Annotated in this window: 17 protein-coding genes; 12 read left to right on the top strand and 5 right to left on the bottom strand. The window is 74.0% G+C overall.

Annotation, left to right across the window (positions count from 1 at the left end; genetic code table 11):
- The first annotated feature begins 283 nt into the window (after positions 1-283).
- The 5 genes from ACIPAE_RS28400 to ACIPAE_RS28380 all read left to right on the top strand — a co-directional run bounded on the left by ACIPAE_RS28400 (position 284) and on the right by ACIPAE_RS28380 (position 7,552).
- Positions 284-1,426, top strand: a complete 1,143-nt coding sequence (locus ACIPAE_RS28400; protein ID WP_402448943.1) for a tryptophan dimethylallyltransferase family protein — start codon at positions 284-286, stop codon at positions 1,424-1,426.
- Positions 1,427-1,541: 115 nt separating this feature from the next.
- Entirely contained in the window at positions 1,542-2,891 is a 1,350-nt protein-coding gene (locus ACIPAE_RS28395) for a tryptophanase (protein WP_328465615.1), read from the top strand.
- A gap of 278 nt (positions 2,892-3,169) precedes the next feature.
- On the top strand, positions 3,170-5,542 hold the full coding sequence (locus ACIPAE_RS28390) for an MMPL family transporter (protein WP_402448939.1): 2,373 nt from the start codon (positions 3,170-3,172) through the stop codon (positions 5,540-5,542).
- Positions 5,543-5,672: 130 nt separating this feature from the next.
- A complete protein-coding gene (locus ACIPAE_RS28385; protein WP_402448936.1) occupies positions 5,673-6,872 on the top strand; it encodes a sensor histidine kinase in 1,200 nt (399 codons plus the stop codon).
- Entirely contained in the window at positions 6,869-7,552 is a 684-nt protein-coding gene (locus ACIPAE_RS28380) for a response regulator transcription factor (protein ID WP_329367830.1), read from the top strand. Before ACIPAE_RS28385 ends, ACIPAE_RS28380 begins: the two co-directional genes overlap by 4 nt.
- A 70-nt stretch (positions 7,553-7,622) precedes the next feature.
- Here ACIPAE_RS28380 and ACIPAE_RS28375 read toward each other — a convergent pair whose 3' ends face one another.
- From ACIPAE_RS28375 to ACIPAE_RS28365, 3 genes are all read right to left on the bottom strand, one after another.
- Complete coding sequence (locus ACIPAE_RS28375) at positions 7,623-8,465, bottom strand: alpha/beta fold hydrolase (protein WP_402448933.1); 843 nt, start codon at positions 8,463-8,465, stop codon at positions 7,623-7,625.
- 101 nt (positions 8,466-8,566) lie between these two features.
- Entirely contained in the window at positions 8,567-9,265 is a 699-nt protein-coding gene (locus ACIPAE_RS28370; protein WP_402448930.1) for an alpha/beta fold hydrolase, read from the bottom strand.
- Positions 9,266-9,503: 238 nt separating this feature from the next.
- The gene (locus ACIPAE_RS28365; protein WP_402448928.1) at positions 9,504-11,789 is read right to left on the bottom strand and encodes a helix-turn-helix domain-containing protein; all 2,286 of its coding nucleotides are present in this window, start codon (positions 11,787-11,789) and stop codon (positions 9,504-9,506) included.
- Positions 11,790-12,097: 308 nt separating this feature from the next.
- On the opposite strand from ACIPAE_RS28365, the gene ACIPAE_RS28360 reads away from it, so the two are divergent.
- On the top strand, positions 12,098-14,875 hold the full coding sequence (locus ACIPAE_RS28360; protein WP_402448926.1) for an AAA family ATPase: 2,778 nt from the start codon (positions 12,098-12,100) through the stop codon (positions 14,873-14,875).
- A 101-nt stretch (positions 14,876-14,976) separates the two neighbouring features.
- Entirely contained in the window at positions 14,977-15,600 is a 624-nt protein-coding gene (locus tag ACIPAE_RS28355; RefSeq protein WP_329367839.1) for a histidine phosphatase family protein, read from the top strand.
- An 81-nt stretch (positions 15,601-15,681) separates the two neighbouring features.
- Here the strand turns inward: ACIPAE_RS28355 and ACIPAE_RS28350 are convergent, their stop codons facing one another.
- Together ACIPAE_RS28350 and ACIPAE_RS28345 are read right to left on the bottom strand one after the other, a co-directional pair.
- Positions 15,682-16,350, bottom strand: a complete 669-nt coding sequence (locus ACIPAE_RS28350; RefSeq protein ID WP_402448924.1) for a GntR family transcriptional regulator — start codon at positions 16,348-16,350, stop codon at positions 15,682-15,684.
- Between the two features lie 166 nt (positions 16,351-16,516).
- Positions 16,517-17,296: an SDR family oxidoreductase gene (locus tag ACIPAE_RS28345; RefSeq protein ID WP_329367842.1), complete on the bottom strand. Its 780-nt coding sequence runs from the start codon at positions 17,294-17,296 to the stop codon at positions 16,517-16,519.
- A 130-nt stretch (positions 17,297-17,426) separates the two neighbouring features.
- Here ACIPAE_RS28345 and ACIPAE_RS28340 point away from each other — a divergent pair, with 130 nt between their 5' ends.
- From ACIPAE_RS28340 to ACIPAE_RS28320, 5 genes are all read left to right on the top strand, one after another.
- Complete coding sequence (locus tag ACIPAE_RS28340) at positions 17,427-18,089, top strand: bifunctional 4-hydroxy-2-oxoglutarate aldolase/2-dehydro-3-deoxy-phosphogluconate aldolase (RefSeq protein ID WP_402448922.1); 663 nt, start codon at positions 17,427-17,429, stop codon at positions 18,087-18,089.
- A complete protein-coding gene (locus ACIPAE_RS28335; protein WP_402448920.1) occupies positions 18,086-19,033 on the top strand; it encodes a sugar kinase in 948 nt (315 codons plus the stop codon). Before ACIPAE_RS28340 ends, ACIPAE_RS28335 begins: the two co-directional genes overlap by 4 nt.
- A gap of 149 nt (positions 19,034-19,182) precedes the next feature.
- Positions 19,183-20,514, top strand: a complete 1,332-nt coding sequence (locus ACIPAE_RS28330; protein WP_402448918.1) for an MFS transporter — start codon at positions 19,183-19,185, stop codon at positions 20,512-20,514.
- 49 nt (positions 20,515-20,563) lie between these two features.
- The gene (locus ACIPAE_RS28325; protein WP_366413627.1) at positions 20,564-21,739 is read left to right on the top strand and encodes a mandelate racemase/muconate lactonizing enzyme family protein; all 1,176 of its coding nucleotides are present in this window, start codon (positions 20,564-20,566) and stop codon (positions 21,737-21,739) included.
- 227 nt (positions 21,740-21,966) lie between these two features.
- Entirely contained in the window at positions 21,967-23,433 is a 1,467-nt protein-coding gene (locus ACIPAE_RS28320) for a hypothetical protein (RefSeq protein ID WP_402448916.1), read from the top strand.
- Positions 23,434-23,687: the final 254 nt, after the last annotated feature.

Here is a 23,687-nt window from a genome sequence, read left to right as displayed (position 1 = left end):
TTCGACGGGACGGGTAGTCACCTGGGCGAAAATCGTTGGCCAGGACTAAAGGAGTTGTCACCGTGCCTGCTGCCGCCGATCCGCCCGTACCGCTACGACCGGCTGTTTTACCCCTACCCCGACCGTCGGATGTTCACTCCGGATCATCGAACATTTGTTCTCATCCCGAGTACCTGTGCGTGCCGGGGGATGCGCCGCCCGCCGAACCCGCCCTCCGGGGCGGGTCTCTTTTCGCCCACCACGGGCGTGTTCCGGCATATGCCATCGCGAGGGGAGGGCTCCGATGACCGGCGGCCGTTCCCCGATCCGCGACTTCGCCGGCTCCGGCCTCTCCCGGCTGGAGCCGGCCCAGCTCGGCGGTCTCGTCACCGGGCAGCTCGCCCGGCTGTGCGAGGTGGTGCGGCTGGACCGTGCGGACACGGAGACCTATGTCGAGGTCCTCGCCGACAGCCTCGGCCCGGCGGCCGAACGGTCGTTGGCGCTGCCCCCGCCCTCGCCTACCTTGCTCTCCGACGACCACACGCCGGTCGAGTACTCGCTGGCCTTCCTGCCCGGCTCCACGCCGGCCCTGCGGGTGCTGCTCGAACCCGGCTGCGGCAGCGGGGACCTGGCGGCGAACGGGCGTACCGGGCTGCGGGTGATCCGCGAGATGGCGGACCGCTGGAACTTCTCCACCGACCAACTCGACCGGCTGGAGGACCTGTTCTTCCCGGCCGCACCCGCCGGGGCGTTCGCCCTGTGGTGCGCGCTGGAACTGCGGCCCGGCGGCGTCCCCGCGGTGAAGGTCTACCTCAGCCCGGCCGCCAACGGCCGGGACCGGCGCGCGGAGACCGTACGGGAGGCGCTCGCCCGGCTCGGCCACCGGCAGGCGTTCGACGCGCTGCCGCCGGCCGACGACTTCCCCTTCGTCGCGCTCGACCTCGGCGCGTGGCAGGCGCCGCGGGTGAAGGTCTACTGCACCCACGAGAGCCTCGCCGCCGAGCAGGCCGGCGCGTACTCCCGCCTCGCGCCCGACGAGGGCCGGGACCAGACGACGGGCTTCTTCCACACGATCGCCGGCACCGGCGACGACGGCGCGGGCGGCGCCGCCGACGGTGCCCGGGGGCCGCTCACCCGGCGCGCCCTGACCTGCCACTCCTTCACCGAGACGGCGACCGGCCTGCCCAGCGGCTTCACGCTGCACATGCCCGTGCGGACGTACGTCGAGCACGACGGACAGGCGCGCGAGCGGGCGGTGGCGGTGCTGCGCCGCTACGGCATGGACGGCGCCGCACTCGACCGCGCGCTGGCCGCGGTGACCTCCCGCCCGCTGAGCGACGGGGTCGGGCTCGTCGCCTACGTGGCGCTGGTCCACCAGCGCGGCCAGGCCCCGCGGGTCACCGTCTACGTCTCCTCGGAGGCGTACGAGGTGCAACCGCCCCGTTGAACCGCTCCCCACCCGTGCCGGTCACGGGATCGGGCGCTGACACACCCGCAACACCACTTCGCACGACAGAAAGACAGGAGCAGCGGTCTGCATGGAGCCGTACCGGATCAAGGTAGTGGAACCCATCCCCGTCACGACGCGGCAGCAGCGTGAGGAAGCGCTGAAGCGCGTGCACTACAACCTGTTCGACCTGCGGGCGGAGGAGGTGACCATCGACCTGCTGACCGACTCCGGCACCGGCGCGCTGTCGGCCGCGCAGCAGGCCGCCGGCATGGCGGGCGATGAGTCCTACTCGGGCTCGCGCTCCTTCTACCGGTTCCACGACACCATCACCGAGCTGACCGGCTACTCCCACATCCTGCCGGTCCACCAGGGCCGGGCAGCCGAACGCGTGCTGTTCACCACGCTGTTGGAGCCCGGCAAGCTGGCGCTGTCCAACACGCACTTCGACACCACCCGGGCCAACGTCGAGCTGGCCGGCGCCGAGGCGCGCGACCTGCCGTGTCCCGAGGCGCGGAACCTGGACAGCACCCACCCGTTCAAGGGCAACATCGACCTGGACGAGCTGCGCCGCACGCTCGCCGGGCCGGAGGGCTCCCGGGTCGCGATGGTGGTCGTCACCATCACCAACAACGGGGGCGGCGGGCAGCCTGTCTCCATGGAGAACCTCAAGCAGACGTCCGCGCTGTGCCGCGCGCACGGCGTGCCCTTCTTCCTGGACGCCGCCCGGTTCGCCGAGAACGCCTGGCTGGTCACCCGGCACGAGCCCGGCTACGCCGACCGCACCCCCCGGCAGGTCTCCGAGGAGGCGTTCCGGCTGGCGGACGGCTGCGTGATGAGCGCGAAGAAGGACGGCATCGTCCACATCGGCGGGTTCATCGGGCTCAACGACCCGGACCTCGCCCAGCGGTGCGAGCTGCTGCTGATCGCCACCGAGGGCTTCGCGACCTACGGCGGCTTGGCGGGGCGCGACCTGGACATGATCGCCCAGGGGCTCACCGAGGTGACCGAGCCGTCCTACCTCGCCGAGCGGGCCGACATCGCCTCGCACCTCGCCCACCGGGTGCGCTCGGCGGGCGTCGACATCCTCGAACCGCCCGGCCTGCACGCGCTCTACCTCAACGCGGGGCGGCTGTTCCCGCACATACCCGCCCACAACTACCCGGGCCACGCGCTGTCCGTCCAGCTCTACCTCGAAGGGGGCATCCGCTCGGCCGAGTTGGGCTCCCTCTACCTCGGTGAGGAGGACGAGGACGGCAACCCGGTGAAGAGCGCGCCCTACGAGCTGGTCCGGCTCGCCCTGCCGCGCCGCGTCTACACCCGCAGCCACTACGACCACGTCGGCGAGACCCTGGCGAAGATCACCAAGAACGCCGACAGCGTCTACGGGTTCCGGATCGTGGACCAGTCCCCGATCCTGCGCCACTTCCGCGCGACCCTCGCCCCGGTCCCGGTGACCGGCTGACCTGGTTCGACGCAGCACCGTTCGCGGCCCGGGCCTGGGTGATGGCCCGGGCCGCGGGCATGCGCGGGGAGCGCCGACGCGCGCGGGGGAGCGGGGCGGCCGACCGGCCGGGGCCGGTGCGAGGGAGAGGCGTCGGGTAGTCCTCAGGGAGGAGGGGCGCGCACCTTGTCGTGCGTTCTCACCAGGCGGAAGTGACGGCAGCCGCACGACGCGCCGGCGGGGTCCCGAAGGACAGCCTTGGCAGTGCCCGAGACCATGACCCCGGAGAGGCATTCGCTGTGGCTACCCTCCTTTACCGACTGGGCCGTACCGCCTTCCGGCGGCGCCGGCTCGTCGCCCTGCTGTGGGCGGTGGTCCTCGTCGCGGTCGGCGTCGGGGCCGCCAAGGCGCCGGCCGCCGGTGACAGCGGCACCACCTTCATGCCCGGCATCGAGGCGCAGAAGGCGTTCGACCTGATCGGGCAGCGGTTCCCGGGTGCCGACGCCGACGGCGCCACCGCCCGGATCGTCTTCATCGCGCCCGGCGGCGAGAAGGTCACCGCCGCCGACCACCGCGCCGCGATCGACACGCTGGTCTCCGAGGCCGCCGGTGAACCCCAGGTGGACAGCGCCGTCAGCCCGTTCAAGGCCCACGCGGTGAGCAAGGACGCGTCCACCGCCTACGCGACGGTCACCTACAAGGTCAAGGCCGACGACGTCAGCGACGCGAGCAAGGACGCCCTGGAGGGCGCCGTCTCGCAGGCCCGCGACAGCGGCCTCACGGTCGAGGTGGGCGGCACCGCGCTGGCCACCCAGCCCGCGGCCGGCGGCTCCGCGGAGGTGATCGGCATCGCCCTGGCCGCCGTGGTGCTGCTGGTCACCTTCGGGTCGCTCGCGGCCGCCGGGCTGCCGCTGCTCACCGCCGTCATCGGCGTCGGGATCAGCATGTGCGCCATCCTCGCGCTCGGCAGCACCTTCGGGCTCGACCTGACCACGGGCACGCTGGCGTCCATGCTCGGGCTCGCGGTCGGGATCGACTACGCGCTGTTCGTCATCTCCCGCTACCGGGAGGAGCGGGCGCGCGGCCGCGACCCGCAGGAGGCGGCGGGCCGCGCGGTCGGCACCGCCGGCTCCGCGGTGGTCTTCGCCGGGCTCACGGTCGTGATCGCGCTGGCCGGGCTGTCGGTGATCGGCGTGCCGATGCTGACGAAGATGGGGTTGTGCGCGGCCGGGGCGGTCGTCACCGCCGTGCTCATCGCGCTGACCCTGGTCCCCGCGCTGCTCGGCATGTGGCCGAACGCGGTGCTGGCCCGCAGGACCCGCAAGGCGGGCGGGGCACGGAAGGCGGGCCGAACACGCAAGGCGGCCCGGGGCCGTGAGGCGGGCGAGGTGGGCCGGGCGCGCGGGACCGCCACAGGCGGAGCCACCGCCCAGGACCAGGCCGGAGACCGTGACAACGGCGGCACCCGGTGGGCCAGGTTCGTGCAGCGCCGCCCGCTGGCGGTGCTGCTGGTGGGCGTGGCCTGCCTGGGAGCGCTGGCGCTGCCCGCCACCCACCTGGACATGGGCATGCCCGGCGACGAGGCCAAGCCCACCTCCACCACCGAGCGGCGGGCCTACGACGCGCTCGCGCACGGCTTCGGCGCCGGGTTCAACGGTCCGCTGACGGTCGTGGTCGACGCCAAGGGCGCGCACGACCCGCGGTCGGCCGTCCAGGACGTCACCGCGACGATCGAGCGGACCGCCGGCGTGGTGTCCGTCTCGCCCGCGCGGTTCAACGCGGCCGGCGACACCGCGCTGTTCTCGGCCGTGCCCGCCACCGGCCCGAGCGACCAGGCCACCAAGGACATCGTGCGGACGATCCGCGCGGAGCGGCCCGCCCTGGCGGCGGACACCGGGGCGACCTACGAGGTCACCGGCACCACCGCGATGAACATCGACGTCGCCGGCGCCCTCCAGGACGCCCTCGTGCCCTACCTCGGCGTCATCGTCCTGCTCTCGCTCGCCCTGCTCCTGCTGGTCTTCCGCTCCCTGCTGGTGCCGCTGAAGGCGGCCCTCGGGTTCCTGCTGTCGGTGCTGGCCTCGCTCGGCACCGTGGTCGCGGTCTTCCAGTGGGGCTGGGGCGCGCGGCTGCTCGGCGTCGAGCAGACCGGCCCGATCATGAGCCTGATGCCGATCTTCCTGGTGGGCATCGTCTTCGGCCTCGCCATGGACTACGAGGTCTTCCTCGTCGCCCGCATGCGGGAGGCGTACGTCCACGGGGAGCGGCCCGCGCAGGCGGTCGTGAGCGGGTTCCGGCACAGCGCCAGGGTGGTGACCGCGGCGGCGGTGATCATGATCGCGGTCTTCTCGGGGTTCGTCGGGTCCGACGAGTCCATGATCAAGACCATCGGCTTCGGGCTGGCCGTCGCGGTGCTGCTGGACGCGTTCGTGGTCCGCATGGCGCTGGTCCCGGCCGTGCTGGCGCTGCTCGGCGCCAAGGCGTGGTGGCTGCCGCGATGGCTCGACCGGGCGCTGCCACGGATCGACGTCGAGGGCACCGGGCTCACCGCGAAGTCCGGGGCGTCCGGGGCGTCCGCGAAGTCCGGGGCGTCCGGGGACCCAGGGGCGTCCGGGCCCGCGGCGGAGGCGGGGGAGAGCGGGGCGCTGCCGCAGGAGCCGGCCCGTACCTGAGCGGCGGACCCGGGCCGCGCCCGTCGCGGGGCGGGCCGCGGCGCGCCACACGCGGGCCGCCGGTCCACCGCGCGGCGCGGCCCGCTTCTGCGACGCTGTCCTGATCGGCCCTACCCCGGAGAACGACGCGATGAGCACAAGCTGGCAGCGGTGGTCGGCGCGCCACCCGCGCGCGGTGGAGACCACCCTGCTGGCGCTGCTGCTCGCCGCGACCGGCTCGGGGGTCCTGATCACCCGCTCGGTCACGGACCACTCGCCCACCCTGTGGCCCGGCCTCGTGCTGTCCGTCCTGTCCTGCGCGGCGCTGCTCCGGCGGCGCAGCCACCCGCTGCCCGTCCTCGCGGTGACCGCGGTGTGCACCATGGTCGAGGGCGCCCTGGGCTACCTGCTGACCCCCTTGCTCATGGGCCCCCTCCTGGTCGCGCAGTACTTCACGAACCTGCTCGCCCCCCGCAGGACCGCCTGGAACAGCGCACTGGCCTGCACCGTGGGCATCGTCGTCACCGGGCTCCTCAGCACGTTCCGGCACGCGCTGCTGCTGGCCGTCCTCAACCCGGCCACGTGGGTGCTGATGGTCGCCGCCCTCGGCAGCTACGTACGGGTGCGGCGCGAGTACGCCGCCTCCCGGGCCGAGCACGCCGCGCAGGAACGGGAGGAGGAGGCCCGCCGGCGGGTCGTCCAGGAGCGGATGCGTATCGCGCGCGAACTCCACGACGTGGTCACCCACCACCTCGCGCTCGCCCACGCCCAGGCGGGCACCGCCGCGCACCTGGCCGCGACCAGGCCGGAGCAGGCGTTCGAGATCATCGCGCGGCTGCCGGGGACGACCGCCGCCGCGCTGCGCGAACTCAAGGCCACGGTGGGGCTGTTGCGCCAGGACACCGACCCCGACGACGAGATCGCGCCCGCTCCCGGCCTCGGGCGGCTGCCCGACCTGGTCACGAGCTACGCGGCGGCCGGCCTCGACGTCGCCGTCACCGTGGCGGGCGAGCGGCGGGACCTCGCCCCCGGGCTCGACCTCGCCGCGTACCGCGTCATCCAGGAGGCGCTCACCAACGTCGCCAAGCACGCGGCCACGCACACCGCCCGGGTCCGGCTGGCGTACACGCCCGACCGGTTGACCCTCACCGTCACCAACTCCACCGCGCCCGGCACCCGTCCGCCGGCCGGCCCCGCCACCGCGCACCAGGGGTTCGGGCTGCTCGGCATGCGCGAACGCGCCCTCGCCGCCGGCGGCACCCTGCGGGCCGGCCCGCGCCCTGAGGGCGGCTTCGAAGTCGTCTGCACGCTCCCGCTGAACGGCCCCGACGAAAGCGACATCGGCCCATGACCATCAACGTCCTGCTCGCCGACGACCAGGCCCTGCTCGTGGCCACCTTCCGCATCCTCATCGACTCGGAACCGGACCTGACCGTCGTCGGGGCGGCCGCGGACGGCCGGGAGGCCGTCGACCTCGCGCTGGTCCACCGGCCCGACGTGGTCCTCATGGACATCCGGATGCCGGGCACCGACGGGCTCGCCGCCACCGCGGAGATCTGCGCCCGCCCCGAACTCGCGGACACCCGGGTGCTGATCCTCACCACCTTCGAGAACGACGAGAACGTGGCCAGGGCGCTGCGGGCCGGCGCCAGCGGCTTCCTCGGCAAGGACGTCGGCCCGGAGCTGCTGCTCGCCGGCATCCGTACCGTGGCGGCCGGCGACTCGCTGCTCTCCCCGACGGCCACCCGCTCCCTCATCGACCGCTTCCTGGCGACCCCGGACCACCAGCCGCTCGCCCCGCCCGAGCGCCTGGCCACCCTCACCGAACGGGAGCGCGAGGTGATGACCCTGGCCGCGTACGGCAGGTCCAACGCCGACATCGCCGCGCACCTGGTGGTCAGCCCGCTGACCGTACGCAGCCATATCCAGCGCGCCATGACCAAGCTCGACGCCCGCGACCGGGCCCAACTCGTGGTCATCGCCTACCAGAACGGCCTCGTCCCACCGTCGTCCGGCACTCCGAACCCCTGACGGGTGTCCCGACGCACGCCCCGGCCCGACGGGTGCGGGCCGGGGCGTGCGGGCTGGGGGGCACGGTCGGTCAGCGGACCGCCTTCGCGGCGGTGTCGATGAGCCGGGCGGTGGTGCCCGGGTGGCTGATCATGGCCACGTGGGACGCCCCCGGCACCTCGACGACGTCGCGGGCGGCGGCGCGCCGGTAGAAGTAGCGCTCCAGGGCGGGCGGGATGGCCTTGTCACTGCCGGCCACCAGGCCCCAGGACGGGATGGTGTGCCAGGCGGCAGCGGTGGTGACGTCGGTGAAGGAGGAGGCGTCGAAGGGGCGTTGGGTGGCCTGCATCAGCCGCGTGGTGTGCACGGGGAGGTCCGCGGCGAAGGCGGCGCGGAACCCGTCGGGCACCAGGTACAGGTCGGTGCCGGTGGTGCCGTCGGGCTTGGGGTAGGGCACGGGGGTGGTCGCGGCCTGGATGATGCTGCCGGGGTATTTGTCGATCAGCACGCCGAGTTGCTCGCCGATGTCGGGGACGAACGCCGCGACGTACACCAGGGCCTTGACGTTGGGGATGCCGGCGGCGGCGTTGGAGATGACGGCGCCGCCGTAGGAGTGCCCGGCCAGCACGACCGGGCCCTGGATCGACCGCAGGACGCCGGCGAGATAGGGGGCGTCGGTGGGCAGGCCGCGCAGCGGGTTGGCGGGCGCGACGGTCGTGTAGCCCTCCTGCTGGAGGCGCTCGATGACGCCGTTCCAGCAGGACGCGTCGGCGAATCCGCCGTGCACCAGCACGATGGTCGGTCGGGGACCGCTCGCGGAACGTCCCGCGGCGGTGGCGGAGGCGGTGGAGCTGAACGGTCCCATCAGCGCCGCGGCGCCGGCTGCCGCGGCGCCGGTGGCGAGCACGCGGCGGCGGGTGAGGTCAGGGCCCATGACGGACTCCTTCGAGGTGAACAGGCACGGTGGATCGGGTGGGGGCGCCGGGCTCGCCCGGACGGGGGCCGGGGGGGAGCTACGCGGCGCGAACAAGGCGTTCAGGAAGGGCTGTCGGTGCCTTCGGCGGCCTGGGCGATGACCGCGGCCACGACGGCGGGCCGGGAGACGTAGACGGCGTGGCTGCCGGGCGTCTCGGTGACGGTGGAGTTGGCGCGCTCGGACATGGCGCGCTGGGCGGGCGGCGGGATCATGCGGTCGTCGGTGGCGACCAGGTACCAGGACGGCTTGGTCCGCCAGGCCGGTGCCGAGATCACCCCTTCGAGTGCCTCCACGCCCCACGGGACCTGGGAGTCGGCCATGAACTCCGCCACCTTCTCGGGCACGTCGGCGGCGAAGGAGGCCGCGAACTTGTCCTGGTCCAGGAAGAGGAACCCGTCCCGGGGCGGCAGGATCGGCGGGACCGGCGCCCCGGGCGGCGGGTCGGCGATCAGGGAGTTGACCGACTCGCCCTTGTCGGGCGCGAACGCGGTGACGTAGACGAGCGCGGCGACCTGGGGGTGCGAGCCGGCCTCGGTGATGACGGCGCCGCCGTAGGAGTGGCCGACGAGGACGGCGGGGCCGTCGAGCCCGTCGAGGACCTGGTGGGTGGCGGCGACGTCGCCGGCCAGCGACAGCGTGGGGTTCTGCACGACGGACACCCGGTAGCCGTCGGCGGTCAGGTGGTCGTAGACCCCCTGCCAGCCCGATCCGTCCACGAATCCGCCGTGTACGAGGACGATGTTCTTGATGGTTGCCATGGTCGCTCCTGACCTGGTGGGACCCGATGGGGTCTGACGGGACCGGTGTCGAGGCCGTCCCGGTGCGCTCAAGTCAAGTCGCGGGGCGGCCACCGGACCACGCAGAACAGCACGCAGAAGTACGGGCGGACGCCGGGCGGGGGCAGGTCGGGGCGCGCGGGCGGCGCCGAAGCCCAGGCGGGTCGGGCGGTCACCGGGTCAGGCGGTCACCAGGCCAGGCGGTCACCGGGTCGGGCGGTCAGACGGCCGCCGTGCCCAGCAGCCGGCAGCGCCTGCTCGCCTCGGCGTCGCCGGCCTCCTCGAACACCCGCGCCGCCCGCGCGTACCGGTCGCGGCTCTCGGCGGCCCGGCCCTCCGCAGCCAGCAGGGCGGCCAGCGTCTCCAGGCCCTCCGCCAGCCAGAAGCCCGACAACCGCAGCGCGTCCAGCAGGGCGATCCCCTCGGTGAGGGTGGCGATCGCCTCCGCGCTCCGGCCGAGTTCCCCCAGGCACTGGCCGACGCGGATCAGCGCGAGCGGCCGGCACTGCGTCATCACGGTGGGGGTCATCCGCGACTCCTCGTCGGCCATCACGGCGAGGCCGGTACGGAACGTCTCCAGCGCTTCGGCGTGGCGCCCCTCGGCCCTGAGGGACCCGCCGATGGACGCCAGGCTCTGCACGTACGCGTCGATGTCGCCCATGCTCCTGAACGTCTCCGCCGCCCCTTCCGCCGACGCGATGGCCTCGTCGGGCCGGCCGAGCATGCGCAGCGCCGCGGCGGAGTACTGGTGCGACCAGGCGATCTGCGCGGCGGCGCCGCCCGCGGTGGCCAGCTCCAGCGCCTCGGCCGCGTACCGCATGACGGCGTGCGGGTCGCTGGGCGGGACCCAGTGCACCCAGGCCAGGTAGTTCAGCTGGGTCGCCTGCTGGGCCGGGTCGCCGAGGGCGGCGGCGGCCTCGGACCCCAGGGTGAAGACCTCGCGCCAGTGCGGGCCGTGCGCCCACCGGTCGGAGAACCAGTGCATGGACTCGGCGCAGTCCAGGACGAGCGCGTGCCGGCCGTCGCCCGCCGCGATCCGCAGGGCGCCCAGCCAGTTGTCGACGTTCATCCGCAACCACCGGTCGGCGTCCTCCACGGAGGCCAGGACGGGCAGTTCGGGGTCGGGCCGCTCGGGCCGGCCGTAGCCGGGCTCGAACCAGCGGCCCGCCATGGTAGCCGTCCGCAGCAGCCACGGCACCACCAGCTCCGCCCGCGCGGCGCGGTCGGCCGCGGTCCCCTCCTCCCGGAGCCGCTCGCGGGCGAAGAGGCGGACCAGGTCGTGGAAGCGGTAGCGGCCGGCGGTGCTGTCCTGCAGCAGGCCGAGGTCGACGAGGTCGTCGAGCGCGTCCCAGACCTCCTTGACCGGCATCGCGCCCGCGACGGCCGCCAGGGCGGCGTCGAAGTCCGGGCCGGGCACGTCGGCCAACCGCCGGAACAGGCTCCGTGCCTGGTCGGCCAGTTGCTCGTAGGACATCCCGAACGCGTTGGCGATCCTGAGGTCACCGGCCGTGAACTGGTCGAGCCGTCGCTCCTCGTCCGCCAGCCGCGCGGCGAGTTCCCCGGCGTCCCAACCCGGCCGGCTGGCCAGCCGGTTGCCGATGATCCGCAGGGCGAGCGGCAGGCCGCCGCACAGCTCCGAGAGCCTGGTGAGGTCCGCCTCGTCGTCGGTGGCGGCGCGCTCGCCCAGAATCCCGGTCAGCAGGCGGGTGGCCTCCGGTACGGGCATCGGCCCGAGGACCAGCCGGCGTACGCCCTCCAGCCCGGCCAGCAGCCGCCGGGTGGTGATCAGCGCCCGGCTCGTGCCCCCCGCCGGGAGCAGCGGGCGGACCTGCTCCTCCGAGGCGGCGTTGTCGAGGACGACCAGGACCCGCCGCTCCCGCAGGATCGACCGGTACAAGGAGGCCCGGCTCTCCGCGCCGTCCGGGATCTGCGGATCGGCGACCCCCAACGCTTGCAGTACGGACCGCAGCGCCTCGTCGGCGGGCACCGGGTGCGAGGACATGCCGAGCAGATCGAGGAAGAGCACCCCGTCGGGGAAGCTCGCCCGCACGGTGTGCGCGGCCCGCACGGCGAAGGTGGTCTTCCCCAGGCCGGCGGAGCCGGTGATGAGACCGATCACCCCGACGCCGGGCGCGCTCTCGGCGTAGACCAGCTCACCGATCCACACCAGTTCGGCGGAGCGGCCGGTGAAGTCCGCGATCACGCGCGGCAGTTCGCACATGCCGCTCGGACGCGTCCAGTGATCCCGCAGCCGGCCCTCGCGCGCCAACCCGAGCAGTTCCGCGCGCGCGTCGTCCCCGAGGACGAGCGCGTCGGCCAGGGCGGTGACGGTCCGCTGCTGGGGTCCGCGGCTGCGGCCGCGCTCCATGTCCGACAGGGTCCGGGCGCTGACGCCGGACGCCTCCGCCAGCTGTTCGAGCGTCAGCCGGGCCTCGCGCCGGTGGCGGCGCAGCACCTCGCCGAAACCCGGGTGTCCGGTGATGGCGGCCACCTCCTCCGGGCGCATCGGACGGACGACGTCATGTGGGTACATTAAGGGCCGGGTGGAGCGTGCCGATTCCGTCAAGTGACGTAGTCCGGCGGTCGTGGTCGCGGTGCCAAAGGCAGCGGTCGGCCCCTCGCGGCCACCGGGTCGCGGTCGTCCGGTCGCGGCGGGTGAGCGCGCGGTCCGACGGGAGAGCGGGGCTGGTCGCGGGGCCGTACCGCCTGCGCGAAACGGTTCTGCCGGGGTTAGCATCTGGGACACCTCGTGCGACATAGGACGTGCGCCCCGCGGGAGTTGCCACCCGCCCAGCGGCGCGGTAGGGGGCTGTGGTGATCGACCGGTCCGGCGACGGAAGCGACGACCTCCTGGTCGGCCGGGAGGCCGACACGGATCGGCTGGACGCGTTCCTGGCCGAACTCCCGCGCCAAGGCGGGTCGCTGACGCTGGTGGGAGAGCCGGGAGTCGGGAAGACGGCACTCCTGGCCGCCGCCGTACGGCGGGCCGAGTCCGCGGGGATGCGGGTACTGCACGCGGTCGGCGTGCAGTACCGGGTGCAGGCCGGTTACGGGGCCGTGCGGCAACTGCTCATGTCGATACCCGAGATCAGCGCGAGAGCGGTGGACGTCCCCGCGCTGGCCGGCGCACTCGGCGTCGAGCAGGACACGGCGCCGGGGCAGGACGGGATCGCCGAGGCCGTGGTGGCGCTGGCCGCTGATCTCTCGCGTGCGGCACCGGTGTTGCTGGTGCTGGACGACGCGCAGTGGCTGGACCGGGCGAGCGCGGTCGTCCTGGGGCAGGTGGCCCGCCGGCTGCCCGGCACCGGCGCGGGACTGGTGTGCGCGGTCCGGCTCGGGGAGGAGGGCTTCTTCGACCACAGCGGCCTTCCTCTGCACGAGTTGGGCCCGCTCACCGAGGCCGCCTCCGACGAACTGCTCCGCCGCCGCTTCCCGGCGCTCGCCTCCCGGGTCCGACGGCGGCTGACCGCCGAGGCCGAAGGGAATCCGCTGGCGCTGCTGGAACTCCCCGCCGCGCTGACCGAGTCCCAGCGGCGGGCGTCCCAGGCCCTGCCGCAGCGCATCCCGCTGCCCCAGCGGCTCCAGTCCACCTTCGCCTCGCGCATCACCCCGCTGCCGCCGGCCACCCGGCACCTGCTGCTCGTCGCGGCGTTGGAAGGCAGCGGCAACCTGATGATCGTGCGGCGCGCGGTGGCCGGGCGGTGCAGCCTGAAGCACCTGGCGCCGGCCGAGCGGATGCAACTCGTACGCGTCGACGACGCGAGCGGGCGGCTGGCCTTCCGGCACTCGCTCATCCGCTCCGCGGTCGTGGACCTGTCCACCAGCGACCAGCGGCGCAGCGTGCACCGCGCACTGGCCCAGGCATGGATCGCGGTCCCCGAGCAGCGCGCCTGGCATCTCGCGCAGGCGGCCGTCGATCCCGACGAACAGGTCGCCGCGCTGCTGGAGGAGGCCGCCGACACCAGCGTCCGCCGCGGTGACGGGCCCAACGCGGTGGCCGCGCTGGTCCGTTCCGCGGAACTGAGCCCGGAAGGCGCCGGGTACGCCCGGCGGTTGGCGAAGGCCGCGTACGTCGGCGCGAACCTCACCGGCGACGTACGCGACGTACCGCGCCTGCTGGAGGACGCGCGGCACGCCGCCCCCGACGCGGACTCCCTGGCCGTCGCGGTGGCCGCCGCGCTGTACCTGCTCAACAGCTACGGGGACATCGACACGGCCCATCGCCTGCTGTCCGGCGCGATCGCCCTTCAGCCCGAGCCCTACGACCTGGCGGACGCCACCTTCCAGGAAGCCCTGTCCACGCTGCTGATGGTGTGCGTCCACAGCGGCCGGCGCGAGCTGTGGTCGGACTACGACGCGGCCGTGGCGAGGTGCGGCTCGGTCCCGGACACCCTGCGGTTGCTGCGGGCCACCTTCGCCGACCCGGCCCGGGCCCGCCCGGCCGACTGGGACCGGCTCGACACGGCCATCCGGGCGCTTCCCGGTACGTCGGACCCGGTACGGATCGTGCGGATCGCCACGGCCGCGGCCTACGGCGACCGGCTCGGGGCGATGGAGGAGCCGTTGCGGCTCACCGCCCGCGGCGGGCTGACCGGGGAGAACATCTTCCCGGCCATCCAGGCGTCGTTCCTGTGGAGCAGCCACGCCTGGTTCACCGGCCAGTGGCCCGAGTTGCGGCAGGTGACCGAGCGGGGTCTGCGCTGGTGCGAGGAACTCGACTATCCGCTGCGTTCCTGGACCGGCACGTTCGTGCTGGGCTGCGTGCACGCGGCCTGCGGCGACCACCCGGCGGCCCACCGGCTCGCCGACCAGATGGACCAGTGGGCGCGGTCCCGCCGAGGCCACGCCGTCGCCTGCTACGCCGCCCACGTCCGGACGCTGGCCGCCCTGTCGCAGGGCGCCTTCGACGAGGCGTACCGGCACGCCCGCACGATCACGCCCACCGGGACCTTCGCGCCCTTCGCCGGGCACGCGCTGTGGGCGATCCTGGACCAGGTGGAGGCCGCCGTGCGCACGGGGCGGCGCGAGCAGGCCGCCGACCACGTCACGGCGGCCCGGGACGCCGGCCTCGCCGCGGTCTCACCCCGTCTGGCCGCGGTGCTGCTCGCCTCGGCCGCGCTCGCGGCGAAGAGCGACGAGGAGGCGGTACGGGGGCTGGGCGCCGCGCTGGCCGTCGACGGGGCGGAGCGCTGGCCCTTCGACCACGCCCGTATCCAGCTGTACCTGGGCGAGCGGCTGCGCCGCGGCAAGGCCCCGGCCCGGGCCCGCCGGCACCTGGCCGGCGCCGCGGAGACCTTCGGGCGGCTCGGCGCCCACCCGTGGACGCAGCGCGCCAACACCGAACTGCGGGCCTGCGGCATCCCGGTGCTCGCCCGCACCGCGCCCCGCGGGCCGGCCCTGACCCCGCAGCAGTCGCAGATCGCCCGCCTGGCGGCCACCGGCCTGACCAACAAGCAGATCGGGCAGCGCCTCCTGCTGTCCCCCCGGACCGTCTCGACCCACCTCCACCAGCTCTTCCCGAAGTTGGGCGTCACCTCCCGGGCCGCCCTGCGCGATGCCCTGGAGCAGCTCGACCAACCGGAGGGCCGGTAGAAACCCGCCGCCCGGCCCCGCCCCGCCCGCGTGGAACCGGGCCCGTGCGCAGGGGCGTCCTCCCTGGGGTCCGCAAGATCGACTCCGTGGAGGACCCGCCTATGTCCGGAACGGCCGCCCGCTACCTCTATCTCGCCCGGCACGGCGAGGCTTCGGCGGATGAGAGCGAACTGACCGACGCGGGGCGCCGGCAGGCCGCTCTCCTGGGGCAGCGGCTGCGCGGGGTCCCGCTGGCGGCGATCCACCACGGGCCGCTCGCCCGCGCCGAGCAGACCGCCCGCCTGGTCGGGGAGCAGCTCGACGGCGTTCCACTGCGCCGCTCCGACACGGCCGGCGACTACATGCCCTACCTGCCGGCGCGCGAGGAGCTGCCGCCGCAGGCGGCCGACGACTGGGTCGCGTTCCTGGGCCAGTTCACGGCCGAGGAACGCGAGCAGGGCCCCGGGCTCGCCGCCGCGGCCCTCGCGGACTTCACCGGACCCGTCGCCGGCGACGAGCCGCGCCACGAGCTGGTCGTCACCCACAACTTCCTCGTCGGCTGGCTGCTCCGCGCGGCCCTCGACGCGCCGAAGTGGCGGTGGCTGGGCATCAACCACGCCAACGCGGCCCTGACGGTCATCCGCTACGCACCCGACCGCCCCCCGGCGGTGCTGCTCTTCAACGACACCGGCCACCTCCCCGTCGAGCTGCGCTGGACCGGCTTCCCCCCGGAGCTGCACGTCTGAGGCACGTCCCGGGCGGCAACGGCTGACGCGCGGGCGGCGGGCGGCCGAGTCCCGTGCGAGGGGCGGTCGCCGCGCCGCGGATCAGCCGTTGTCGGAGATCTCGTGGCCGGCCTGGGAGGCGGTGTGGTGCTGGGCGGCGGCCGCCGCCGCTTCCGGGTCGCCCTGGCGCAGCGCCGCGATGATGGCTTCGTGCTCCTGGAGGACCGCCCGCCAGTTCTGCGCGTCGCGCGGCATGGTGATGCGGTAGCGGCGGATGGTCATCAGCAACTGCTCGGTGAGTTCCGCCAGGATGCGGTAGCCGCTGGCCTCGGACAGCAACCGGTGGAAGTCGGAGTTGAGTTCGGGGAGGCGCTCCGTCGCCCCCTGGTCGAGCTCCGCGCGCATCGTGGCCTGGACCTGCGCCAGGCCGGCCAGCAGCTTGTCGTCCACCCGCTCCGCCGCGAGCCGGGTGACCAGGGTCTCGATCGCCTCGCGGGCGAGGAAGACGCCGCGCATCTCGGTCTTGTCGATCTCGGCGACGGTGACGCCCGCGTGCAGTTGGGAGCTGAGCAGGCCGTCGGACTCCAGGCGTTTGACGGCTTCGCGGATGGGGATCTTGCTGACGCCCAGGTTCCGGGCGAGCTCGTCCATGTTGATGCGCTCGCCGGACCGCAGATCCCCGGTGACGATGGCCTGGCGCAGAGTGTCGTAGACCAGGTCCGCCTTGCTCTTCACCGTGGGCAGCCTCGTGGCCCAGCTGTTCTCTGCCATACGTTCATCGTATGCGATATCCGCCGCTCGTCCCCGCGCGGGCGGCCGGCTTCCGGGTGTCGTGAGGCCGGCCGCCGTGACGTCGACCGTTGTGAGGCCGACCGCCGTGACGTCGACCGTTGTCACGTCGACCGCCGGAGGCCCGACCGTCACGGCTCCGCGCGGGTCAGCGCGGCTCGCCGTGCAGCGGGGGAAGCCCCATCCGTTCCCGGTGCCCGTCCCGCAGCAGGCTCGCCGGGCTGACCGCGGACGCGCCACCGTCCAGCACCAGTTCACCGCCCGTCAGCAGCGCCGCGTCGGGCGAGGCGGCGAAGGCCACCGCGGACGCGACCTGCTCGGGCGAGGCCAGCAGGCGCATGGGGTTGCTCTCGCGCAGCCTGCTCAGGTCCTCCGCGCCGCCGAGCCGCGACTCGGTGGCCGGGGTGCGGACCCAGCCGGGGGAGACCGTGACGAAGGAGATCCCGTGATGGCCGTAGTCCACGGCGAGTTGCCGGGTGAGCGCGGCGAGCGCGCCCTTGGCCGCGGCGTACGCGGGCAGGCCGGGGGCGGCGGTGCGGTGCAGCACCGAGCCGACGGTCACCACCGCGCCTGAGCCCGCCTCGATCATGGCCGGCAGCACCTCGCGGACGCACAGGAAGACCGAGGTGAGGTTGGCGGTCAGCACCGCGTTCCACTCCTGCTCGGTGGTGAGGTGCAGCGGGCGGCCCTCGGTCACGCCCGCGCAGGCGACGAGGACGTCCGGCCCGCCGCGTTCCCCGGCCGCCTCGCGCACGGCGGCGGCGACCTCGTCGGCCCGCGTCACGTCCGCGCGGTGGTAGGAGACGCCGGGCAGCCGCGGATCGGCGAGATCGACTCCCGCCACCCGCAGGCCGTCCGCGGCGAATCGGGCGGCGACGGCGCGGCCGATGCCGCCCGCCGCCCCGGTGACCAGGACTGTTCGTGTCATCGCGGGCTACCTCGCGCAGCTGGGGTGGGGCGGCCCGAGCCCATGCGGGGCCGGGAGCGGACCGGGGGAGCGGCTGGAAGGAAAGGTATACGATCTACTAAATAACCGCAACGGTTCTCCGGAGGCTCCCATGACGCCCGACGATCTCCTCTCCGCGCTACGCGCCCAACGGCTGCTTGCCATCGTCAGGGGCGCCGACCCGTCGGCGGCGCTCGACACGGTGCTCACCCTCGTCCGGTCCGGCATCGGCCTCGTCGAGGTCTCGCTGACCGGCGCCGGCGCCCTGGACGTCATCGAACGGGCCCGCGCGGCGCTCGGCCCGGACGCGCTGCTCGGCGCCGGGACGGTGCTGACGGCGGGCGACGCCCGCCGGGCCGCCGAAGCGGGCGCCGGATTCGCGGTGACCCCGGGCGCGACCGAAGCCGTGGCCGCCTGCCGGGAGTCGGGCCTGCCGGTGCTGGCGGGCGCGCTGACCCCGACCGAGGTGGCGGCGGTCGTCGCCGGCGGGGCGGCTGCGGTCAAGCTCTTCCCGGCCGGCCTCGGCGGCGTGCCGCACCTGCGCGCGCTGCGCGCCCCCTTCCCCGAGGTGCCCTTCGTGCCGGTGGGCGGCATCGACGCCGACGCGGCCCGCGGCTACCTCGCCGCCGGGGCGGTGGCCGTCGGCGTGGGCGGGCCGCTGGTCGGCGACGCCGCGGACGGCGCCGGCGCGGACGGCGCCGGCGGCCTCGCACAGCGCGAACTGGCCGAGCGCGCCGCGCGGTTCCGCGCCCTGGCCGTCCGGGAGTCGCGGTGATCGACGTACTGACCTTCGGGGAGACGATGGCCGCGCTGCGGGCCCGGGGGCCACTGCTCCTGGGCGGCTCGCTGGACCTGTCGGTGGCCGGCGCGGAGTCCAACGTCGCCATCGGCCTGGCGCGGCTCGGGCACCGGGTCCGCTGGGCGGGCCTCACCGGCGCGGACGAGTTCGGGCGCCTGGTGACCCGCACGCTCAGGGCGGAAGGCGTGGACGTCTCCTGCGCCGGCGGCACCGACGCGGGACCGACCGGCCTCGTGGTGTTCGAGCCGAGGCTCGCCGACCTGACGCGGGTGACCTACTACCGTTCCGGTTCGGCCGGCTCCCGGATCACCGCCGCCCACCTGGCGCCCGCGCTCGCCGCCGGGGCGCGGATCGTCCACGTCACCGGAATCACCGCCGCGCTGGGCGAGCAGCCCCGGCGGGCGGTCGAGTCGGCGGTGCGGGCCGCCGCCGCGGCGGGATCGCTGGTCTGCCTGGACGTCAACCACCGCGCCCGGCTGTGGTCCCGCGCCCAGGCGGGCCGGACGCTGCGGCCACTGGTGCGCGACGTCGATGTGCTCGTGGCGTCCGACGACGAACTCGCCCTCGCCGCACCCGAGTCGGCCGGCACGGAACGGGCCCGGGTGGACGCGCTGCTGGCGGCCGGCGTCCGCGAGGTCGTGGTCAAGCGCGGAGCGGCCGGGGCGGAGGTCTTCACGGCGGACGGCTCCACGTCACTTCCGGCCGAGCGCGTGCCCGTACGGGACACGGTCGGTGCGGGCGACGCCTTCGTGGCGGGCTACCTGTCGGCGCTGCTCGACGGCGAGCCCCCGGAGGACCGGCTGCGCCGCGCGGTGTGCACCGGCGCGTTCGCCGTCGCCTCGTACGGCGACTGGGAAGGGCTGCCCGCCCGGCACGAACTGCCGCTCCTGCGGGCCGAACCGGGCAGCGCGCTGCGGTGACCCCGTACCGCCCGACGGTCACGGAGGGTGTCCGGTGCGGCGCGGCACGAAGTGTTTCGGGAATGTTCCCCCGGCCTCTGGTTCTTATTTCGTATATCTCATACGGTTGCCTCGTCCCCGTCCCCCTTCCCAGGTGGTGAACGCGTCCCATGACCAGTGCGACGACGACCGAAGACGGCAACGTGACCACGGCCCAGCACCGCACCGACCGGCGCACGATGCTCGCCAGCACCGTGGGCACGGTCATGGAGTGGTACGACTTCAACCTCTACGGCCTGGCCTCGGCCCTGGTGTTCGGCCCGCTCTTCTTCGGCTCCTCCTCCGTCGGCGGCACGCTCGCCTCCTTCGCCACCTTCGGCGTCGGCTTCGCCGCCCGGCCCATCGGCGGCGTGATCTTCGGTCACCTGGGCGACCGCATCGGCCGCAAGCACGTCCTGCTGATCACGATGCTCGGCATGGGCGTGGCGACCACCCTGGTCGGCGTCCTGCCGACCCACGCGGTGGCGGGCGTCTGGGCCCCGGTCCTGCTGGTGTTCCTGCGGGTGTGCCAGGGCATCGCGGTGGGCGGCGAGTTCGCCGGCGCCACCCTGCTCACCGTCGAGAACGCGCCGCCGGGCAGAAGAGGGCTCTTCGGCGCCATCCCGGCGATGGGCACGGGCGCCGGATTCGTGCTCGCCAGCGGTGTGTTCGCCCTCGCGTCCCAATTGCCCGACGGTTCGTTCGACAGCTGGGGCTGGCGGGTGCCGTTCCTGCTCAGCGCGGTCCTGGTGGTCTTCGGCCTGGTCGTCCGGCGGGGCATCGACGAGACGCCGGTCTTCGCCGAGTTGGAGGACCGCGGCGAGACCGTACGCTTCCCGCTGCTGCTCACCCTGCGCAAGCAGCCCGGCGCGGTGCTGCGGACGATGGGCATCACCGTCTCGGGCTTCGTCTGGGGCTACCTCATCCAGGCGTTCGCCCTGTCGTACGCGACCGGCACGCTGCACCTGTCGAAGACCACCATGCTGTGGGCCATCGCCCTCGCCTCCGCCCTGGAGATCGGCTCGATCCCCTTCTGGGGCTGGCTCTCCGACCTCATCGGGCGACGCCTGATGATCGCCGTCGGCCTGGTCTGCACGGTCGGCTACGCCTTCCCCTTCTTCGCGCTGCTGCACACCAGGAGCACCCCGCTGATCTTCCTCGCCATGGTGCTGGCCATCCCGATCTGCAAGGACATGGTGTTCGGCCCGCAGGCCGCGCTGGTGGCGGAGCAGTTCGACGCGCGCGTGCGCTACAGCGGCGTCAGCGCCGGCCGGGAGATCGGTGGCGCGCTGTTCGGCGGCACGGCACCCTTCATCGGCACCGCCCTGGTCGCCGCGGGCGGTTCGATCACGCCCGTCGCGCTGTACGTCATCGCCGGCTGCGTGGTGACGGCCGTCGCCGTCTTCTCCGGCCGCGAGCCCTCCCAGGAGCAGACCGGGACCCTCGGCGCCATCAACGCATGACTCCGGCCGCGCACCACCCGAGCAGGCCACCGACCACGTGGAGAACCCCGTGAGCAACGCCCCCCTTCGTATCGCCAAAGTCGAGACCCTGGCCCTGTCGGCCAGCTTCGACGACCTCTACGACTCGCCCGACGACGTCCCCGGCTGGCTGCGCTACCCGGCCTCCAGCCACCTGGTGCTGCCCCGGCGCGGCCAGTACGCCACCCTGGTCAAGGTGCACGCCGAGGACGGCAGCGTCGGGATCGGCGAGTGCTACGGCCTGCCCTCCCCGGAGGTCACCGCCACCGTCGTCTCCACCGTGCTGGCCCCGCTGCTGGTCGGCCAGGACGCCCTGGCCACGACCGCGGTGTGGGAACGGCTCTTCCAGGGGCAGGCGGCCGGCGGCCACAACCGCGGCTTCTACCTCGAAGCCATCGCCGGAGTCGACCTGGCCCTGTGGGACCTGCGCGGCAAGCTCGCCGGCCTGCCCGTCCACCGGCTGCTCGGCGGCCCGATCCGGGAGCGGGTCGAGTGCTACGCGAGCCCCGTCGCGCTGCACGCCGACCCGCAGGACTCGGCGCGCCAGGCGCTCGGCTTCGTCGAGGCGGGGTTCCGGGCGCTGAAGGTCAAGATCGGCCGGGGCGTCCGGGTCGACCGCGCCCACCTGCGGGCGGTCCGTGCCGCGGTCGGCGAGGACATCGGCATCCTCACCGACGCCAACTGCGCGTACGACCTCGACGAGGCCACCCGCGTGGGCGCGGTCCTGCGCGATCTGGACATCTCCTGGTACGAGGAGCCGCTCCAGGTCGACGACCTGGCCAACCTCGCCGAGCTGCGGCGCAGGACCGGGCTGACCCTCGTCAACGGGGAGACCCACTTCACCCGGTTCGACCTGCGCGACTCCCTGCTGCACCGCGCCATCGACGTCTTCATGCCGAACGTCGCCCGCAGCGGCGGCATCACCGAGGCCACCCGGCTCGCGGCCCTCGCCTCCGCCTTCCACGTCGACATCGCCCCGCACGGCGTCGGCTCGGGCGTCAGCCTGTGCGCCGCGCTCCAGCTGTGCGCCGCCACCCCCAACCTGCGCACCTACGAGTACAACCGGCTCCCCAACCCCATCCGCGAGCAGATCCTGCGCAACCCGCCGGAGTTCCGCGACGGGGCCCTCACCGTCCCGACCGGCCCGGGCCTGGGCTTCGAACTCGACGACGCCGCCGTCGACCGCTACACCGTCGCCCGCTTCTGACCCTGCCGTTCCCCGCCCGTTCCAGGCCCGCCTGTTTCCGGCCTGCCCGCTTCCGCCGAACCGCCCCCCACCCCCACCCACGAGCCGCACCTTCTCCCCGGAGGAGTCACCGTGACCACGCAACCCCCGCCCCCCAGCAGCTCATCGCCCAACAGACGCACCCCGCTCGGACTTCCGGCCGTCACCGTGGCGCCGAACACCATCGAGTTCTGGATCGAGGACGTCGCATGAGCCGTACGGAGCGCCCCCTCATCAGCCGCCGCTCGCTGCTCGGCGGCGCCGCGGCCGCCGGTACCGCCGCCGTGCTCGGCCCGCTCGGCGGATGGTCGGCGGCGGCCGCCACCAGCGGGTCGTACACCATCCGCTACGACCAGCCCCGCAAGCAGACCATCCTCGGCCTCGGGTTCGAGATCCAGTCGGACTCGATCGGCTCCGGCAACGACGGGCTGCCGGCGACCGTCAGCGGGGTCCCGTACGACCTGACGGACAGCGAGCGCACCCGCTTCTACCAGCAGATGCTCAAGGTGCGCGACGACCGGGGATTCCGCTACTGCCGGCTCGCGTTGGGCCTGTACTACCGGGGGACGGACGCCACCGGCAGGTACCTGCAAGGACGTTACCCCGGGCAGACCGCGCTGCTGGCGGACATGATCGGTCAGGCCGGCATCGAGGGCATCTCCGCCGAGTACTGGTCGCCCCCGCCCGGCTGGAAGAGCAACGGCTCCTACATCGGCGGCACGCTCGCCTCCTTCGCGGCGGCGGACCTCGACGCGCTCGGCGACGCGATGGTCCACGACCTGGACTACCTCACCTCGCTGGGCGTACCGGTGTCGATGTGGGGCCTGCAGAACGAGCCGGTGTACTCCACGGCGTACTCCTCCTGCGTCTACACCGCCGCCGAGTACCACCAGACCTTCGCCGCGGTCGCCCCGAAGATCCGCGCCAAGTACCCGCGGGTGATGATCCACGCGAACAGCCTCGACGGCTGGAGCGGCTCCTTCGGGCAGGCGATCAAGGCCGATCCGGCCGCGCTGTCCTGCGTGGACGCGTGGACCTATCACCGGATCGGCTCGGACAGCAACGAGCAGATCACCGGCGACTACACCTCCGGCGCCGCGGGGAAGCTCGTCTTCAACAACGAGTTCGAGTACCTGGACAACTCCACGTCGGACGTGCGGACCCTCAACACCGCCCAGTCGATCATGAACTGGATGGTGTTCCAGGACGCGCCCACCTGGTTCTGGCTGCACGCGCTGAAGCCGACCACCAACGCCGAGGCCCCGGGCTACTCGCTCGGCTACTGGCGGCCGCCGGGCGACACCGACTTCAGCCACTTCCCGGACATCCCCGTCGGGCACTGGGACTTCAACCCGCAGAACTGGAACGCGGTCGCCGGCTTCGTCCGCTACCTGCCGTGGGACTCGGTGCGCTACGGCGTCGACGAGTCCGCGGTGCTGGAGGACCAGCGGATCATGGCCTGGAGGACCGCCCAGGGCAAGGAGGTCTTCGCCGTCACGAACCGCTCCACGACGGACTCCTTCAGCTACACCGTCGACACGCAGACCGCGTCCACCTTCCAGGGGCACCGCTTCGGGCCCGCGACCCACAATCAGACGCTCGCGACCCTCGGCGGCCCGACCCTCGCCCTGACGGTGCCGCCGCTGTCCGTGGAGTTCTGGGTCCGCACCCCCTGACCCCTGACCCCTGACCCCTGACCCCTGACCCGGACACGTCCGGGGCCGGCCGGCTCGCGGGCCGGTCCCGGACGAAGGCCCGTACGGCGCCGGAGGCGATCAGCCCGGAGCGGACCGGGTTCTGGAGGAGTTCATCCCAGGCGGCGGACGGGCTCCTCTACGCCGTGCGCCGCTCCCGCCGTGCGATCTCCGGGCCACTGCACCAGGCCCTCCCCTCTTCGCCCGGCTGCGGGGGCAACCATCGGAGGTGCTGG

Origin of the sequence: Streptomyces sp. NPDC087270 (assembly GCF_044744625.1) — a bacterium.
GTDB lineage: Bacteria > Actinomycetota > Actinomycetes > Streptomycetales > Streptomycetaceae > Actinacidiphila.
Note: the sequence above shows the minus strand (reverse complement) of the source record. Positions and strands in the feature narration are given on the sequence as shown.